The organism is Marinobacter excellens LAMA 842, from assembly GCF_001574445.1.
GTDB classification, from domain to species: Bacteria; Pseudomonadota; Gammaproteobacteria; order Pseudomonadales; family Oleiphilaceae; genus Marinobacter; species Marinobacter shengliensis.
In genome coordinates this window covers 1-15,072 of record NZ_LOCO01000003.1, presented here as the reverse complement: position 1 = coordinate 15,072, position 15,072 = coordinate 1, and the positions used below count along the sequence as shown (strand labels likewise).

Sequence of the window (15,072 nt, the reverse complement as noted above, 5' to 3'; positions counted from 1 at the left end):
TTAGCCAGTCAGCTGGCCCGTAAGGCCTGGACTACGGCCTTGGCGGTGCCCTCGGAAGACGCCGGGTTCTGCCCGGTGATCAAATTGCCGTCTACCACAATGTGCGGTGCCCAGTCATCGCCGCGGCTGTAACGTGCGTTGTTCTGCTTGAGCATGTCTTCCAGCAGAAACGGCACGATGTTGGTGAGCTGAACGGCGTCTTCTTCGGTATTACTGAAACCGGTGACTTCCCGGCCGCCTACGATGTTCTGATCCGGCTTGACGAACACGTTCTTGAAAACCGCCGGGGCGTGGCAAACAGCGCCAATCACCTTGTCCTGCTCGTAGGCCGTCTTGATCAGGGCGATGGACTTTTGATCCTCTGCCAGATCCCACAGCGGGCCGTGGCCACCGGGGTAGAAAATGGCATCGAACTGGTTCATGTCCACATCCGCCAGTTTTTTCGTGCTGGCGAGCATTTCACGGGCGTGAGTGTCGTCCATGAAGCGGCGGGTGGATTCAGTGAGGGCGTCTTCGGCTTCACTGTTGGGGTCTACCGGCGGCTGACCGCCTTTAGGGGACGCGAGGGTAATGTCGGCGCCTGCGTCCTTGAAGACGTAAAACGGTGACGTGAACTCTTCCAGCCAGAAGCCTGTCTTGTGGCCGGTATCGCCCATTTGGTCATGGGAAGTCAGTACCATCAGTATCTTCATAGTGGTCGATCCTTGTGTCGGAGTTCAGAAACGAGTTTGATGTGCCTTACCCCGAGACCTTGTGACGGGATGGCGATATTTCAACAGGGATTACGGTTACAGGTAGGTTATGGATGCTGCGGCCTACTATACTGTCATCGTTTTACACTCATTTGACCATGGATTGAGGCCGAAATGGACGTGAGAAACACACCGCTGTGGCTGGCATCTTTACTGCTGGCGTTCTCCTTGTCAGCACAGGCGCAACAGGGCACGGAAACCGTCGAACCACTCACGGTGACCGTCGGGGTGAACCATTCTCCGCCCTACCGAATACTGGAAGCCGGTCATAAAGGTGGCCTTTATCTCGAGATTTTCGAGGAAATTGCCGATCGCCTTGGCTGGCAGGTGCAGTACCGGGAAGCGCCGTTCCGGCGTGTTCTGCTGATGCTGCAAAAAGGGGAAGTGGACGTGATGCTGGGGCCGCTGAGAACCGACGGTCGCGAGGACTACATGACCTTCGTTGCCCCCGCTTTCCCGCCGGAGCGGCGTCTTTTCTTCTATCTGGACGCCGAGCACAGGATCACCCGCTACAGCGATCTATACGGACGAACGGTTGGCGTCCTGGATGGCGCCACCTACTTCAGCCGGTTTGATCGCGACAGGGATCTGATCAAAAAATCGGCACCGCACTACGAGAACCTGATGCTGATGATGGAAAAAGGCCGGGTGGATGTGGTGATCGCTCCGGAACTTGTGGGCCTGTACACCATCCGGCGATTGCAACTCCCGGCGCAGGTATCTCCGTTTTTTGTGCCGGGCGAACGTTCCTGGATTGCGGTGTCGGATAAATCGCCGGCCCTGAAGTACGCCGACGACATTCGTGCTGCCCTGAAGCTGATTGAGCGTGAGGGCATTAAGGAGAATTTTGTGTTGAAGTACCTGGAACAGCCCGCTCAATGACCCCTGACCACAACGATTTATGGTTTTTGCCCCTCGGTGGCACGGGTGAAATTGGTATGAACCTCAATCTCTATGGTCACGATGGCCAGTGGTTGATGGTGGACTGTGGGGTGACCTTCCCCAAGCGGGGCCGTATCGCGGCCGATGGCACCGTGCACCATCGTGGTGAGCCACCGGTGCAGATGGCAGACCCGGCGTTTATCGCCGACCGGCGGGACAAACTGGCGGGGTTGATCATTACCCATGCCCACGAAGATCACATCGGCGCCGTGCCCTATCTCTGGCCACTGCTGCAGTGCCCCGTCTACACCAGCCGATTTACCGCTGAAATCCTGCGCCGAAAGCTGGCGGAGTTTGATCTGTTGCATCGGGTACCGATCATCGAGGTGGACACCGGAGAGCGCCGGCAGATCGGCCCGTTTAATGTGCAGTGGCTGGCACTCACCCACTCGATTCCCGACCCCAATGCCCTGATGATCCGCACCCGGATTGGCAACATTTTCCACAGCGGTGACTGGAAGCTGGATGATAATCCGTTGGTTGGTCACGGTTACACCACATCCACGTTTACCGATCTGGCGGAAGAAGGTGTGGCCGCCATGGTCTGTGATTCCACCAACGCCACCGTGCAGGGCCACTCGGTGTCCGAGGCGGCGCTGCACGAAGGCCTGCGGGACCTGATTGCGGTGGCCGAGGGGCGGGTGATTGTCACCTGCTTTGGCAGCAATATTGCGCGCCTGCACACGCTGGCCAGTATTGCCCGGGAAACAGGCCGCTACATGGGATTGCTGGGCCGCTCGTTGGTAAACATGAGTGGTGCGGCCAAGGCTACGGGGCTTTGGCCGGGCTCAGACAAACTGATCAGCCCCGCACACCTGGGTTACCTGCCGCGCCATGAGGTGCTGGGTGTGGCCACCGGTAGCCAGGGAGAACCTCGAACCGCGTTGCGGCGCCTTGCCCAGGGCAGCCACCCGGATTTTGAGCTGGAAGCCGGTGACACGGTGATTTTCAGTGCCCGTGCAATACCCGGCAATGAAGAAGCCATCGAGGCGCTGATCAGCCAGCTGCGCAAACTGGGGGTGATTGTCATTACCGCCGAAGACGCCGGTGCACCCATTCATGCCTCAGGCCACCCGGCACAGGATGAACTCAAGGCGATGTATCGCTGGGTTCAGCCCCGCATTGCCATTCCAGTTCATGGCGAGGCTGAACACATGGACGTACATGCCGACCTTGCGAAAGGCGCAGGCGTGCCCAGGGCCATGGTTGGCCGTAATGGCGACCTGTTCATGGTGCGGCCAGTACCGGGCATTCGGCGTCAGGTTGTCGAAACCGGGCGGCTGGGGTGGCAGAAGCAGGAGTTGGTCAGGGTCTACTGATGGTTGCAAGGAACTTAGTAAGCTTATGATGGTCTATGTCGCCAATCCGTGAGTGACGCAAGGGAATGAAGATGACCACTATTCGATTATGGGATCTACCGGTCAGGCTGTTTCACTGGTTGTTGGTGTTGGCGGTGATTGGCGCCATCGTGACCACCAAGCTCGGTGGCAGCTGGATGGCGTGGCATGAGCGATTTGGCTTGCTGGTTGTGGGCTTGCTGGCGTTTCGTATCGCCTGGGGCTTTCTGGGTTCCAGTTACGCCAGGTTTACCCGTTTTGTACGCGGCCCCGGCGCTATCATGGCCTATCTCAAAGGCCGGTGGCAGGGCGTGGGCCACAACCCGCTGGGTGCTTTATCGGTTCTGGCCCTGATCGGCCTGTTCGGTTTTCAGGCCGTGACTGGGTTGTTCGCCAATGACGAAATTGCCTTATACGGCCCTCTGTACCCGCTGGTGTCGTCAGATCTAAGCGGCACCTTGAGTGGCTGGCACCGGCAAACCGAATGGTATCTGTACGGCCTGGTGGCCCTGCATGTGGCAGCGGTGATGTTCTACACCCACGTCAAGAAAGACAATCTGGTGAAACCGATGATCACCGGCAGGAAAGTGGTCTCACAAGGGCGCGCCGAAGATGCTAAAGGCGGGGGTGCGATGGCATTCGTGGTGTCTCTGGTGCTTGCACTGGCGGTGGTGTGGGCGGCCAGCGGTGAGCTTGTATCACCACCGCCGGCACCCGCACCTGCACCCCAGGATCTGGGCTGGTAGGTTAACTGCGCTGATTAGTCGGCGCGGAAGTTGTCGTGGCAGGCCTTGCAGGTTTGCCCGACAGCACTGAACTGGCGTGCCAATGCACCACGGTCACCAGTGGCAGCCACTTCCTGCAGTTTGTTGGCTTCACGAACAAAGTTGGTGCCGACTTCCCGGACTTTGTCCGTTTGCTGGAAAAACTCAGGCTTCAGGCGAGTATTCTCTGCCTTGTCCATGGCGGAATCCGGGCTGTAGAGAGCGCCCATGCCGGAGTTGGCAATGGCGGCAATGGCATTGGCTGCCGCTTTCATCTGGTCTGCATTGAATTCCACATCGCCATCAACCGCCTGGGCTTTGATCTTACCCATGTTCCAGGCCATGAACTGGTAGCCAGCCTGGCGTGCTTCGATCTGGTCTTCCACACTCAGTTGAGCCGCTGCGGGCATGGCAAACGATGTGGCAAGTATGGCGGCGGCAATCACACCGGTTTTTTTCATCTCAGGTCCCTCTCTTTTAGTCTGATTGGTTAGGTTACCAAAATGCTCTATAAAGGCATGGTTATGAGCATCCTACCTGTATAGACTCATTGCTGACAGTTATAACAGACCAAAGTTCAATCTGGAGAATTCCGCATATGGCGATCTGGACAGTAAACCCGAACCTGGAACACATGGCTGAGGCAAGTAAAAACACCGCCGTCAGCCACATGGGTATTGAATACCTCGAAATTGGTGACGACTACGTGAAAGGCCGCATGCCGGTGGACCAGCGCACCGTGCAACCGTTCGGCATCCTGCACGGTGGATCTTCCGTGTTGCTGGCAGAAACGCTGGGCAGCATGGCCGCCAATTGCTGCCTGAAGGACAAGGGCACGGTGGCGGTTGGTCTGGACATTAACGCCAACCACATCCGGCCTGTGACCGGAGGTTGGGTATACGGCACCGCCCGCGCCCAGCACATTGGCAGCACCACTCAAGTCTGGGAAATCCGCCTGGAGAACGAGCAAGGCAAGCTGACCTGCATTTCCAGGCTGACGATGGCGGTTACCAAGCGTCCCGGTTGATGGGTTTGCGCGCCAGCACCGCCGCACTGGCACAGGTGGCCATGGCAGCGATAACCACGGTTGGCCCGGCTGGCAGATCCTGCCAGGCCGAGATCAGAAGCCCCAGACTGTGGCCCGCCAGGCACGTCAGTATGGCGAAGACAATGCTGGTGCCACGCAGGTGTATCAGTAGCAGTGGGGCGGCAATCAATGAGGTGAACACCACATAGATGCCGGCCAGGTCGACCGTCAGTGTGATGGCGATAGCGAACATTGGCAGGAACAGCCAGCCCCTGTAACTCTGCGGCAGGACGTATTGCCAGACAAGCACGGCCAGTGCCAGCAGCACCATCGGGGCCAGCACCGTGGGTGTGGTCCAGAGCAGATCTCCGTTCAGGGTATGGGCAAGCCGCTGTGCGCCGTGGGGGTCCTGGCTTACCAGCAAGGTGGCCAGGCACGCGCCCAGTGCGTAGAGCAGGCCAATCATGGCTTCACGATGCCGGGTCAGATACCGCAACACCAGGCTGACCATGGCAACGGCCAGCAGGGCCAGGGTCAGGCTCCCGGAAAGGCTCAGGGCAGGGCCACCGGCGGGGAACAAAGTGCCGACCAGCAAAATGCCGAGCGCCGCCCACTGGGCGATCGCCAGATCCGCAAATACCATACCCCGCTCAAGTACCCGGTTGCCCAGAGGCACCAGGGCGATTGCAGTCAGCGCGCTGGCGGTGAGTGCCGGCCACATCCAGCCCCACTCATTCCACATTCGTTGGCTCCTGATGATTCAACAGTGTGTCGACGATCAGGTTGATAACCTGCTCCAGAGTCTCTTCACCCGGTTGGCCGGTGACGGTGCCAGGTAGCACTATCGCCGGTACGCCGGATTGTGAGGATAACCACCGGGCCGGACGATCATCCTGATAGGAGGCGACGATAATCACGCTGGCACGAGCCAGGTCCGGGGTGGCCAGTACGTTCCGCAGGTGCGCGCTGCCGGGTGGTAAGCCGGGTTTTGGCTCCAGGTCGGCAATGACCTCGATGCCCAGCCAACGCAGCAGATAATCGAAGGTGGAGTGCTGGGTAACCACACCGGTCCCGGCCAGTTGCCGGGCGGCAGAACGCCAGGACTGGCGTTGCTGGTTCCACTCTCCCCGCCACCGAATGTACCTCATTTGAATCTGCGCTTGCTGATCGGGGACCAGGGCAGCCAGTCGTTCGGCGAGGGCATCGGCAACCAGGGGGATGGCGTCCGGAGACAGATGCAGGTGCGGGTCGCCCTCTGGATGGACGTCCCCCATGCTGCGGTCAACGTGCTCATGACTCTGATGCAGAGGAGCATGGTCGGCGGCAAAGAACAGCCCCTCGCTGCCGGGCTGGATCTTGCGATTGGCCGCCCTTGAGATCAGCGAAGGCAGCCAGCCGGCTTCCAGCGACGCACCCGTGCACACGGCCAGGTCGGCTTTACGCATGGCGGCAATCAGGCTGGGTCTGGCCTCAATGTAGTGCGGGTCTTGCCAGGCGGTGGTCGCCGTGGTGATGGTTGCATCCGGCAGCAACGCCGAGACCAGGCTGGCCCACTCTGGTTCGCAGGCGAACACATTCAGACTGGCGCTGGCCGGCACGCTGGCAAACGCCAGCAGCCAGCCAAACACCCATGCCAGGCGGTTGGGCTTAGAAATCATGGGCACCATGAGCTCCGAAGGTCATCACGTACTGCAGGGTGACGGTGTTGTCCGCGTCATCGAAACCGTGAGCACTCTGGTGCGTGTACTGCAGACGCAGAGTCGAGAAGTGGGACCGGGACCAGGCCAACATCACGTCGGTTTCTTTCAGTTGCTGATCGTGGAAGTGGTCACCGTGGGCTTCCTTGAGATCCACCCGGCCATAGCGGGCACCGACAGACCACTGGGGGGTAAAGCGGTAGACAGCGGAGGTATACCAGCCCTGGTGGTAATCTGAGGAGCGGGCATGTTCGTTCAGTTCGTCCGCGTACAGGTATTCGCCGCTGAGCGTCAGCTGTTGCTGGCGGGTGTTGCCATCAGGCGACCATTTCCAGACCAGGTCGGCGATATAGAGGTTCTCGCCGGTGTAGGGGGCGGCATGGCTGTGGTCGTGATCACCGTGGTCATGATCATGGTCATGATCGCCGTCATGGTCACCATGAACCTGGCGGTTGTTCAGATAGGACAGCCCGGCCTGCCAGCTTTGTGACACGCCGATGTCGCCACCGAAACGAGTGTTGACGGTGTACACACCAATGTCTTCGTCACCTTCCGTCAGGCGATTGCCGTTGAAAGCTTCCGCCCCGATCTGCCAGAAAAACGGTGTGGGCATCAGCAGGTTGACCCGCAGGCCGTCGTCGAAGTAGTGGCTTCCCAGAAGAGCCCGATAGGCTGCGGGGCGCTCGACAAAGTTGTCTTCATGCATGTGGCGACTGTTCAGGTAGCCAACTTGGGACAGGAAGCGGCCGCCCCGAATGCTCAGGTTCCAGGGCATGCCGGTGGTCTGCAGGTAGGCTTCTTCCAGTGCCACTTCGGTTTCGCCGTGATGTTCTTCCAGGACGGCGGTCAGGCGGCCTGCGAACAGATCATCAATTGGGGCAGACAAAGACAGCTCGGTGTGCCCGAGCCCAAAGCCTTCGTCCCGGTGGGACAGCGCGGTGGCGTTCTGTTTGTAATAACCATCCAGAACCACGCTGATGTCTGGGTTCATTTCATTGGCCTGGGCCGACGCAAATGGCACCAGCAATGTGGAGAGTATGCTGGCTTGAAGACGGTTAAACTGCATAGATGATCCTCACTATATAAATGTTATAACATTACGTTTATGGTCAAGAAGAAAGCCAGTCCAGCCCAACGACCAGGCGGGGCGTTCCATTCGGCTGCGGTGAACGATGCACCAGTCCCCGGCCCTCATTGCCCTCCCATGCCTCGCCCTTCAGAAGGGCGACGGCGGCAGTGGGTATGGTTTGAATTCGATCTGAGGGAACACTTTGCTCTGGCAGAGGGCCTTCACCAGCAGGGCGGGTAACGAGGGGGTCTGGTAGCCACTCGGTTCCCGGCCCGCGGTAAGTGCAAAGCAGCCGCACCGGTACCCGATCCACATGAAATCTGGGGCACATAGTGTCAGCCAGAACATGTATGCGAAGACCTATCGCTTCAGGCTCAAACAGGCACTGATACATCTCTGCCAGCTCGTCGACATCGGCAATCCAGTGGTTGGAACCTTCGATATCAAGAGCCCACCCGGGCAATGCAGTGGCCGCACTTTGCCCACGTTCGAGGCTGACGAAACGCTCAAGGTTCCCCGCGCGGTTACAGAATTCATTTACGAATGCGGCCCAGTGGTTGTTCCGGGGTCTCTGCCAGACGGCCAGGTTAACGTTGTCACGGAGTATTTCCGCAAGGCACTGTACGTTTTTCCCGTGGACACTTAAGGAGTGTTCGAGGTTATGAGGGTGTTGTGTCATCGCTGGAACCTCTTGGTCTGGCGAGAGAAGCCGAATCCGGGCTGACAATGTTATGTTATAACATATGAATTGTGAAGGGCTGACATGAATTGGCGAAACGGGTTTGAGGAAGTTGACCGGGGTTTGAGAGATATCAAGTTTTCAGCCTGCCGGTCGGCAGGATCGGTGATACACTCAAATTAGTTCATTTTATCAACCAGTTTGCAGCGGCTGCTTTCTCGCATCAGGAGACTGTGTGTCAATCAAAGTGACGATTGGTGGGGCCATGACAAGGCTCGTGCTTGCCTGCTTGATGATGGTGTCGGTAAGCCATCACGGGGTCGCGGCCGGAGAGCCTGAAAGGTTCGTATGCACCACACTCTTGGCCAGTGGTAACCCTCAGTACCCACCTCTGCTTTGGCGTTCAGACCGGTCGCCCGGGGAGCTGGTTGGCGCTATACCAGCATTTTTGCGGGAGCTGACAGAGCCGCTCGGAGTTAAAGTTGAGGTTCGGGACAAGGGTTCCTGGGCCAGGGTGCAGCATCTTGCAAAGCTGGGTGATCTTGATCTCGTGGCCGGCGCCTTTATGACATCGGAGCGCATTGGTTATATGGATTATGTGTTGCCTGCGATGACTCACTTATCCACCAGCGTCTGGGTGCTAAAAGACCGGTCTTTTGAGTATCGCCATTGGCCGGACTTGTTGATGAAGCGGGGCAGCACCCTGATCAACAACAGTTTTGGTCAGCGTTTCGATCAATACGCAAAAGCAAACCTGATGATCGAGGGGGTGCGCACGATAGAGCAGTCATTCCTCATGGCGAGGGCGGGCCGAGTTGACTATGTGTTGTACGAGCAACTTCAGGGGCAGGTGAAACTCCAGAAGCTCGGGCTTGCCGGCGATTTTATTGCACTGGACCCACCGATTTCGAGGGAGGGGCTGTTCTTTGTGTTTCCGAAAGGCTCACCGTGCAATTCAGAATCCTTCAGGGAAGCTTTTATGGAACGGCTCTCGCACCTGACGGTGAACAGAAGATTGCCAGCGCTTATCGAGGAATATAGGGCCCGGTACGTTGGCAATCAGGGCTTATAGCGGTGCATCGAGGTTGACCTGACAACGTCCAAGCTCTTTCGAGCGATAGAGTGCCCGGTCTGCTCTGTGTAGCAGGTCTTCCAGGCGCTGGTCTTGCCGCCCCAGACTGGTGATCCCGAAACTGGCGCTGATCTGGATTGCGCAGCCCCGATAACCTACTGTGAGGCTGGTCAGCGCACTCAGAAGTCGGTGAGCGGTATCCAGAGCTTCCTGCTCCGTGGTTTCCGGGAGCAGGAGTGCGAATTCTTCGCCGCCCATCCTGGCAAGGATGTCATAGTCGCGGATGTTCTCCCCAAGCGTTGAAGATACCTTGCGAAGCACCTCATCGCCCGCCTCGTGACCATGGGTGTCGTTGACTTGCTTGAAATGGTCGAGGTCCATCATGATCAGTGCCATCGGGGACTGTTGTCGCAGGGCGCGGCTGAGTAGCTGATTGCCAAACTCAAAGAACGCCCGGCGATTCCTGAGCCTGGTCAGTTCATCCTCGAAAGCAGCGGCACGAGCCCGCTCATGGGCTTCGTGTAACGCCAGCTCCATGTTCTTTCGTTCAGTTATGTCGGTTGCAATCTCCAGCCTCGCCAGCCGACCATCGGTCCACTGAATAGCCTGGTCCCGGCACTGGTACCAGCGTTGGTCGAGCTGGTTCTGGAACTCCCAGACATGAGGTGCGTTGGCGGTGCCGTCATCGGCGACAAGCAGGTCATTCGTGCAGAAAGAGCAAGGGCCGTCGCTGTCTTGCAGCGCCTGCCAGCATTTGCGGCCGTCTATGCTGCCCCAGATGCGGCGGCCGTAGGCGTTCATGTAAAGTAATTCGTGGGTCTCGAAGTCAGACACATAAACCAGGGCATCGAGATTGTCGAGCACGGCCTGCAGGCCCTCGGCGGACGTACTGGTGTCCGGAACCGGTTTTTCCGGTTGGGCGGGTAGGTTGATGGATGGTATCCCGGATCTCATTGGTACTTTTGTCTTCGTTTGATTTTTAGCCAATGTGTTGCCGAGTATGGCGTTTTTGGCCGTCGCCTGCACCCGGAATCTGTCCTATTCTTCGGCTTGTACCTACGATTACCTGACGACCTCGGATGGTGTTCGTCAGAGATAAAACGTTTCAGGAGCAACGGTATGGGGCATCGATCTTTGCCACTATGGTGGTTGGCGTTTGCAGCGGCACTGATTCCCTTGCTGACGATCCACCTGACCTTTGCCGTGTCGGTAATAGAAGGGTATGTGTCGTGGTGTGTGCCGTATTGGGACAGCTGCACCAGCATCAGCCGAACCGGTCGCCACGGTACCGCTTATTTCATTTTTAAGGGGACCATGCTGCCGGCAGCACTGCTGGGGATTTTGTTCTGGTGGCTGAACGGTCTCTGGTTGCGCCAGCTTGGTGTTCAGGCTCGGCGCGTTGCCTGGATTCCATGGCTCGGTTTGATTGCCTGTGCTGCCCTCGCCTTTTATACCCTGGCGCTGGGCCATGCGGGAGACGGTTTTAACCTGACTCGCCGTATTGGCGTTGTTCTGTATTTTTCATTCACCTATCTGTGCCAGTTGCTGGTCAGCGCCTGCCTGATGAATCATCCGAGGTGGTACACCTCCGGCCTGCGCTTGTTACGTCTTTGTCAGCTGACGCTGGCAGTAGGCATTCTCTCGGTGATTCTGACGGCGGTGGTACCGGACTGGTACAGCCAGAAAGACGATGCCTTTGAGTGGGTGCTGGCGCTGCTGATCAACCTGCACGCGCTCTGGCTGGCTTTGCTGTGGCGGCGCAGCGGGTTTCGGGCGCGCCTGTGGGCAGATTGACAGCCACGGGGACAGCGCGGGCTTGTCTTGATAGACTGCCGCCCAAACGAACTTTTCAGAGCCTTCCACCATGACTGTCACTGCATCATCAGACCCTTGTCCCTGCTGCAGCGGCAAGGCCTACCGTGAATGCTGCCAACCCTGGCATTTCGGGCAGCCGGCGCCCACCCCTGAGGCGCTGATGCGCTCACGCTATGCGGCGTTCGTGCTGCGCAATCCGGACTACCTGCTGGCCACCTGGCATCCGGATACCCGGCCCGGGGAGCTGGAGCTGGAACACTCTCCGGACTGGGCATCGTTACAGATTCTGGATGCCAGTGAGCAGGGCTCCCGTGGGCGCGTTCATTTCCGTGCGGTCTACTGGGCTGGAACCGGTTGGGGCTATCTGGAGGAGGTTTCAGACTTTGCGCGGGTAGACGGTTGCTGGTACTACGTGGCCGGAGAAACGAGCGAGGGTAGCCTCAAGCCCGGCCGCAACGAGCCTTGCCCGTGTTGCAGCGGGAGAAAGTACAAAGCCTGTTGCATGAAGAGGTGACCAATACCAATCAGGCATGTCGGTGGAGTAGACTCTGACCTATCAGGCCTTCAGGCCATCGTCTCCAGATAGGCTTCCAGTTCGTTGGCCAGCCAGCCTACCACGGCGCCGCCCTGGGCTTGTTCTGACTCCAGGGCACTGAACACCTTCCACCAGCGCGCGCTGCGGTGGTGGATGGTTTTCAGTTGTTCTTTCCGCAGTGCCTCAGCAATTAACGGTAACGGCAGGTCCGCCCAGCCGGCGCCGTCCATCACTGCATCCCGTATCAGTTCGTACTGGGTAAACGCCAGGTAGTTGGCGGTTTCCGGTGAGTCTGCCACCAACACTGAATCCTGCATGTAGGCAATGGTGATTTCGGTTTGGCTGATCAGATCATCCTGGGTTACCCGTTTCAGTTGGCTAAGTGGATGCTCGGGCGCAGCGACGGTCAGCATGCGCACGTCCGCCAGCTCGCGGAACCATTGGTAGCCCTCATTCATCAATTCCGGCATCAGGCCGTAGGCGACATCCACCGACTGGTTGCGGACCAGAGAGGGCAGTTCTCGAGGAGGGGCAAGATAAATCGACAGGCTGGTTTGCGGAAACCGCTGTTTCAGGCGGCGCAGGATGTCTCGCCACACGTCCTCGGGAATAGCATCGTCCCGGGCGATGCGCAGTACCGATTCGGCACCGCTCAGGTGGTGCTGGCAGCGGGCCTGTATCTGGCCGGCGACCTGATCGAAGCGCCGGCAATCGGTGAGAATGGACTGGCCGATGGAGGTCAAATGCAGCTGGTTGCCGCTGCGTTCAAACAATTCAACCCCCAGCTCGTCCTCTAGTGAGGCCAGCACGGTGCTGACCGTCGTCCGGCTGCGGTTCAGCTCGCGGGCGGCCGCGGCAACGCTGCCGTTCCGGACCACGGATAGAAAGGTTTTAATCTGGGAAGTTTTCATGCTTATCTCGTTGCGCCGGATTTTCCGTCGCTCAGCGACTCACGCCTTCGTGATGATGCCAATAATATGGCCGGCAATTCTCAGGAGGTCAAAATGTTTACTTCTCTGGCGCGGGAAAATATGGCGCTGACATTATCTGCGGCCGGTGCGGGCTTGTTTGCTGTCGTCGGTATCGGCTGGGGGCTTTGGGTTGATTCCCTGGTCATTCTTTTCGATGGCGCCTATTCACTGATCAGCCTGGCGCTGTCCCTTCTTTCTCTCTATGCCGCTCGCCTGGTGCGTCGGCCGGCAACCGAAGATTATCCGTTTGGTTTGGGTGCGGTGGAGCCGCTGGTGATTGCGGTGAAAGGCCTGGTTATTGCCCTGGTGTGTGTGTTTTCGCTGGCGTCGGCGGTGGTCTCGCTGCTGCAGGGGGGGCGTGCGGTGGCTGCCGATATGGCCATGGTGTTTGGTGCTGTGAACGTAGTGGGCTGCCTGGCGGTGTGGGTTTACCTGCGCTGGTCCAGCTTTCAGAATGACTCCGGCCTGGTCAGGGCCGAGCAGCGACAGTGGCTGATGGACAGCGCCCTGAGTGCCGCCGTGATGATCGGTTTTGCCGCCGCCTGGATGCTGGAGAGAACTCAGTGGTCAGAGCTGGCAGTTTACGCAGACCCGGTGATGATGCTGGTGATCTCGGTGTATTTCATGACCGTGCCGGTGAAGATGATTCTGGAGTCGGTGCAGGAGTTGCTGCTGGCGGCACCCTCGGAAGATGCCATGGGCGATATCCAGGATACCCTGGAAGATCTCGGTTTGAATCCGGATAGCGTGAGAGTGGCCAAATTGGGGCCGAACCTGCTTTTGGAAGCTCGTATGGTCAGAATTTGAGAAGGGTGCTTTGACATCAGCTCGACATCAACCGGCCTTCAGCCCGCCGATGGACAGAATCAGTCTGCGGGTGTCGTCCTTTTCGACGGCCAGGTAGTCCAGCAGGGCCTGAAGCGCGCCGTTTGGATCGTCCGGGTGGTTTGAAGCAAACCGGCTGACCAGCTCAATCTGGACATGCAGATCCTGGAACCGGCCATAGAGATCCTGGCGCTTTCGAAGGGTTTTGAGGGCGGATTTCCAGCTGTCGATGTCCAGTTCCATCAGGTAGCGGATGCGCTTCAGGAGCTTGCGCAGATTGTGGATGTCCTCGTCTGGCGCGTCGTGCAGCAGTTCTGCGGTTTTCCGATTGAACATTCGCAGCCTGTGTTCAACGCTGTTTTGAATATCCCCGGTGCTGAGCTTGTCGATGAGTTTGCGGAACTGCCGTGACTGCAGCTCGTTTTCCCAGCTGTGCAGACTCTGCCGGTAGCGCTTGCTTGCAAGCCGTTTCGCCAGCTTTTTCTGTTCCTTATCCACCCGCGCGCAGACCCATTGCTCCAGTGCCCGCAGGAGTTCTGGCTGGTTACTGCATAGCTGCGGCAGATCCTGGCTGAATACGTGCAGGTCCCGCAGGTTACTCGTGGCCTGGGCGTGTCGTTTCAGGTGGGAAATGTGGCTCTTCAGTGATTTGTTTCCGGTCACCTCGGCCAGGGATTCGGCCACGGCGCGGCTACGACGAAGGGCAATGCGATACTGGTGGAGAAATTCATCATCCAGGCCGAGCATCACACCCCTGTGTAACTGGTTAAGACTCTCGGCCTGCCCCAAAAGCACTGACGGAGTGTCTTTGATCGTCGCTTTGCCGGCGCTCTTATGCCGTTTCTGATTCTTGCGATTGAACGCCTCGAAACTGAAATCCACCGGGGTCAGAAAGGTTTCAAGCCGCCCCTCCCGGTTGCCGAGTTTGCGCCAGTGTTTGATTGGCAACCGTATGTGGATAAAGCTGGCCGTGGGGAGTTCAAACGGTGCGTGCGGCACCAGGGTGGCTGCCAGCTCCATCAGCGCCGGGTTGTGCCCGACAATGGCCAGGGTTTGCGACTGATCGTCGCAGTTCTGCAGCCACTGTAATAGACGCCGGTAATCAAAGGTATAGAGTTCCGGGTTGGTGTAAATCTGCGCTTCAGAAATCGAGGAAGGCAGGATGCCTTTCAACGTTTGTTGGGCGCGCAGGGCAGGGCTTGCGTGAATCTCTCCTGCCATGGCCCCGTAACGCAGCAGTGCCCGCCCCAGCGGTGCCAGCTGCTGCTCGCCTCGTGGGTTAAGCGGGCGGTCCTTGTCGCTGAGGTTGTCGTTATCCCAGCTGGATTTGGCATGGCGGATGAGAAAAAGGTGTTTCACGGTGAACTCTCCCCGGCACGGCTGACATGAAACTTTAGTCTGACACAAGCTCAAGTCGTTTACATGACGGCCGATACCCGAACTACCTGAAAGGCTTGATACAAATGGCCTGGCAATAAAGTCGACATGTTTGTACCTACTAATTCGAAATAAAGTAAGCGAACATTACCCGGAGATATAAGCCAAATCCGGATGGCCAAAAAACGATTTCAATAGTCGTGGCAATTT

The 15,072-nt window shown here is 58.2% G+C and carries 17 protein-coding genes; 8 read left to right on the top strand and 9 right to left on the bottom strand.

Annotated features, from left to right (window positions below):
- Window positions 1–8 precede the first annotated feature (8 nt).
- Window positions 9–692: a type 1 glutamine amidotransferase domain-containing protein gene (locus J122_RS03690; RefSeq protein ID WP_061331192.1), complete on the bottom strand. Its 684-nt coding sequence runs from the start codon at window positions 690–692 to the stop codon at window positions 9–11.
- Between the two features lie 174 nt (window positions 693–866).
- Between J122_RS03690 and J122_RS03685 the strand changes: the two genes are divergently transcribed.
- The 3 genes from J122_RS03685 (at window position 867) to J122_RS03675 (ending at window position 3,777) form a co-directional block, all read left to right on the top strand.
- Window positions 867–1,634: a substrate-binding periplasmic protein gene (locus tag J122_RS03685; protein ID WP_061331191.1), complete on the top strand. Its 768-nt coding sequence runs from the start codon at window positions 867–869 to the stop codon at window positions 1,632–1,634.
- Window positions 1,631–3,013, top strand: coding sequence for a ribonuclease J (locus tag J122_RS03680; protein ID WP_061331190.1), 1,383 nt, complete (start codon window positions 1,631–1,633; stop codon window positions 3,011–3,013). The genes J122_RS03685 and J122_RS03680 overlap by 4 nt, the downstream gene beginning before the upstream one ends.
- A 71-nt stretch (window positions 3,014–3,084) precedes the next feature.
- Window positions 3,085–3,777, top strand: coding sequence for a cytochrome b/b6 domain-containing protein (locus J122_RS03675; RefSeq protein ID WP_061331189.1), 693 nt, complete (start codon window positions 3,085–3,087; stop codon window positions 3,775–3,777).
- A 14-nt stretch (window positions 3,778–3,791) separates the two neighbouring features.
- Here J122_RS03675 and J122_RS03670 read toward each other — a convergent pair whose 3' ends face one another.
- The gene (locus J122_RS03670) at window positions 3,792–4,256 is read right to left on the bottom strand and encodes a c-type cytochrome (protein ID WP_061331188.1); all 465 of its coding nucleotides are present in this window, start codon (window positions 4,254–4,256) and stop codon (window positions 3,792–3,794) included.
- 137 nt (window positions 4,257–4,393) lie between these two features.
- Here J122_RS03670 and J122_RS03665 point away from each other — a divergent pair, with 137 nt between their 5' ends.
- Window positions 4,394–4,822, top strand: a complete 429-nt coding sequence (locus J122_RS03665) for a hotdog fold thioesterase (protein ID WP_061331187.1) — start codon at window positions 4,394–4,396, stop codon at window positions 4,820–4,822.
- Here the strand turns inward: J122_RS03665 and J122_RS03660 are convergent.
- Genes J122_RS03660 through J122_RS20095 form a run of 4 tightly spaced genes read right to left on the bottom strand, consistent with a single transcriptional unit; the run spans window position 4,803 to window position 8,267 of the window.
- Window positions 4,803–5,564 (bottom strand): hypothetical protein, encoded by a 762-nt coding sequence (locus tag J122_RS03660; protein WP_061331186.1) that lies wholly within the window; start codon window positions 5,562–5,564, stop codon window positions 4,803–4,805. The genes J122_RS03665 and J122_RS03660 overlap by 20 nt on opposite strands.
- A complete protein-coding gene (locus J122_RS03655) occupies window positions 5,554–6,480 on the bottom strand; it encodes a metal ABC transporter solute-binding protein, Zn/Mn family (RefSeq protein WP_061331423.1) in 927 nt (308 codons plus the stop codon). The genes J122_RS03660 and J122_RS03655 overlap by 11 nt, the downstream gene beginning before the upstream one ends.
- On the bottom strand, window positions 6,470–7,585 hold the full coding sequence (locus J122_RS03650) for a hypothetical protein (RefSeq protein WP_061331185.1): 1,116 nt from the start codon (window positions 7,583–7,585) through the stop codon (window positions 6,470–6,472). The genes J122_RS03655 and J122_RS03650 overlap by 11 nt, the downstream gene beginning before the upstream one ends.
- 43 nt (window positions 7,586–7,628) lie before the next feature.
- A complete protein-coding gene (locus J122_RS20095) occupies window positions 7,629–8,267 on the bottom strand; it encodes a DUF1826 domain-containing protein (protein WP_082780506.1) in 639 nt (212 codons plus the stop codon).
- 235 nt (window positions 8,268–8,502) lie between these two features.
- Between J122_RS20095 and J122_RS03640 the strand changes: the two genes are divergently transcribed.
- A complete protein-coding gene (locus J122_RS03640) occupies window positions 8,503–9,339 on the top strand; it encodes a substrate-binding periplasmic protein (protein WP_227510082.1) in 837 nt (278 codons plus the stop codon).
- On the opposite strand, the gene J122_RS03635 is transcribed toward J122_RS03640, so the two are convergent.
- A complete protein-coding gene (locus tag J122_RS03635) occupies window positions 9,334–10,293 on the bottom strand; it encodes a GGDEF domain-containing protein (protein WP_061331183.1) in 960 nt (319 codons plus the stop codon). The genes J122_RS03640 and J122_RS03635 overlap by 6 nt on opposite strands.
- A 165-nt stretch (window positions 10,294–10,458) precedes the next feature.
- Here J122_RS03635 and J122_RS03630 point away from each other — a divergent pair, with 165 nt between their 5' ends.
- Window positions 10,459–11,133 (top strand): hypothetical protein, encoded by a 675-nt coding sequence (locus tag J122_RS03630; RefSeq protein WP_061331182.1) that lies wholly within the window; start codon window positions 10,459–10,461, stop codon window positions 11,131–11,133.
- Window positions 11,134–11,203: 70 nt separating this feature from the next.
- Window positions 11,204–11,668 (top strand): YchJ family protein, encoded by a 465-nt coding sequence (locus J122_RS03625; RefSeq protein ID WP_156471718.1) that lies wholly within the window; start codon window positions 11,204–11,206, stop codon window positions 11,666–11,668.
- A gap of 50 nt (window positions 11,669–11,718) precedes the next feature.
- On the opposite strand, the gene J122_RS03620 is transcribed toward J122_RS03625, so the two are convergent.
- Window positions 11,719–12,600 (bottom strand): LysR family transcriptional regulator, encoded by an 882-nt coding sequence (locus tag J122_RS03620; protein WP_061331180.1) that lies wholly within the window; start codon window positions 12,598–12,600, stop codon window positions 11,719–11,721.
- Window positions 12,601–12,693: 93 nt separating this feature from the next.
- On the opposite strand from J122_RS03620, the gene J122_RS03615 reads away from it, so the two are divergent.
- Window positions 12,694–13,467 (top strand): cation diffusion facilitator family transporter, encoded by a 774-nt coding sequence (locus tag J122_RS03615; RefSeq protein WP_082780505.1) that lies wholly within the window; start codon window positions 12,694–12,696, stop codon window positions 13,465–13,467.
- 27 nt (window positions 13,468–13,494) lie between these two features.
- Here the strand turns inward: J122_RS03615 and J122_RS03610 are convergent, their stop codons facing one another.
- Window positions 13,495–14,844 carry a CHAD domain-containing protein gene (locus J122_RS03610; protein ID WP_061331179.1) on the bottom strand — a complete coding sequence of 450 codons (1,350 nt, stop codon included), beginning with the start codon at window positions 14,842–14,844 and terminating at the stop codon, window positions 13,495–13,497.
- Between the last annotated feature and the right edge of the window lie 228 nt (window positions 14,845–15,072).

Bases quoted from the DNA above. Each gene is read 5' to 3' on its own strand.
- J122_RS20095 (WP_082780506.1), bottom strand. From the start codon at position 8,267: ATGACACAACACCCTCATAACCTCGAACACTCCTTAAGTGTCCACGGG.
- J122_RS03675 (WP_061331189.1), top strand. From the start codon at position 3,085: ATGACCACTATTCGATTATGGGATCTACCGGTCAGGCTGTTTCACTGG.
- J122_RS03625 (WP_156471718.1), top strand. From the start codon at position 11,204: ATGACTGTCACTGCATCATCAGACCCTTGTCCCTGCTGCAGCGGCAAG.
- J122_RS03680 (WP_061331190.1), top strand. From the start codon at position 1,631: ATGACCCCTGACCACAACGATTTATGGTTTTTGCCCCTCGGTGGCACG.
- J122_RS03635 (WP_061331183.1), bottom strand. From the start codon at position 10,293: ATGAGATCCGGGATACCATCCATCAACCTACCCGCCCAACCGGAAAAA.
- J122_RS03690 (WP_061331192.1), bottom strand. From the start codon at position 692: ATGAAGATACTGATGGTACTGACTTCCCATGACCAAATGGGCGATACC.
- J122_RS03650 (WP_061331185.1), bottom strand. From the start codon at position 7,585: ATGCAGTTTAACCGTCTTCAAGCCAGCATACTCTCCACATTGCTGGTG.
- J122_RS03670 (WP_061331188.1), bottom strand. From the start codon at position 4,256: ATGAAAAAAACCGGTGTGATTGCCGCCGCCATACTTGCCACATCGTTT.
- J122_RS03665 (WP_061331187.1), top strand. From the start codon at position 4,394: ATGGCGATCTGGACAGTAAACCCGAACCTGGAACACATGGCTGAGGCA.
- J122_RS03655 (WP_061331423.1), bottom strand. From the start codon at position 6,480: ATGATTTCTAAGCCCAACCGCCTGGCATGGGTGTTTGGCTGGCTGCTG.
- J122_RS03615 (WP_082780505.1), top strand. From the start codon at position 12,694: ATGTTTACTTCTCTGGCGCGGGAAAATATGGCGCTGACATTATCTGCG.
- J122_RS03630 (WP_061331182.1), top strand. From the start codon at position 10,459: ATGGGGCATCGATCTTTGCCACTATGGTGGTTGGCGTTTGCAGCGGCA.
- J122_RS03620 (WP_061331180.1), bottom strand. From the start codon at position 12,600: ATGAAAACTTCCCAGATTAAAACCTTTCTATCCGTGGTCCGGAACGGC.
- J122_RS03660 (WP_061331186.1), bottom strand. From the start codon at position 5,564: ATGTGGAATGAGTGGGGCTGGATGTGGCCGGCACTCACCGCCAGCGCG.
- J122_RS03685 (WP_061331191.1), top strand. From the start codon at position 867: ATGGACGTGAGAAACACACCGCTGTGGCTGGCATCTTTACTGCTGGCG.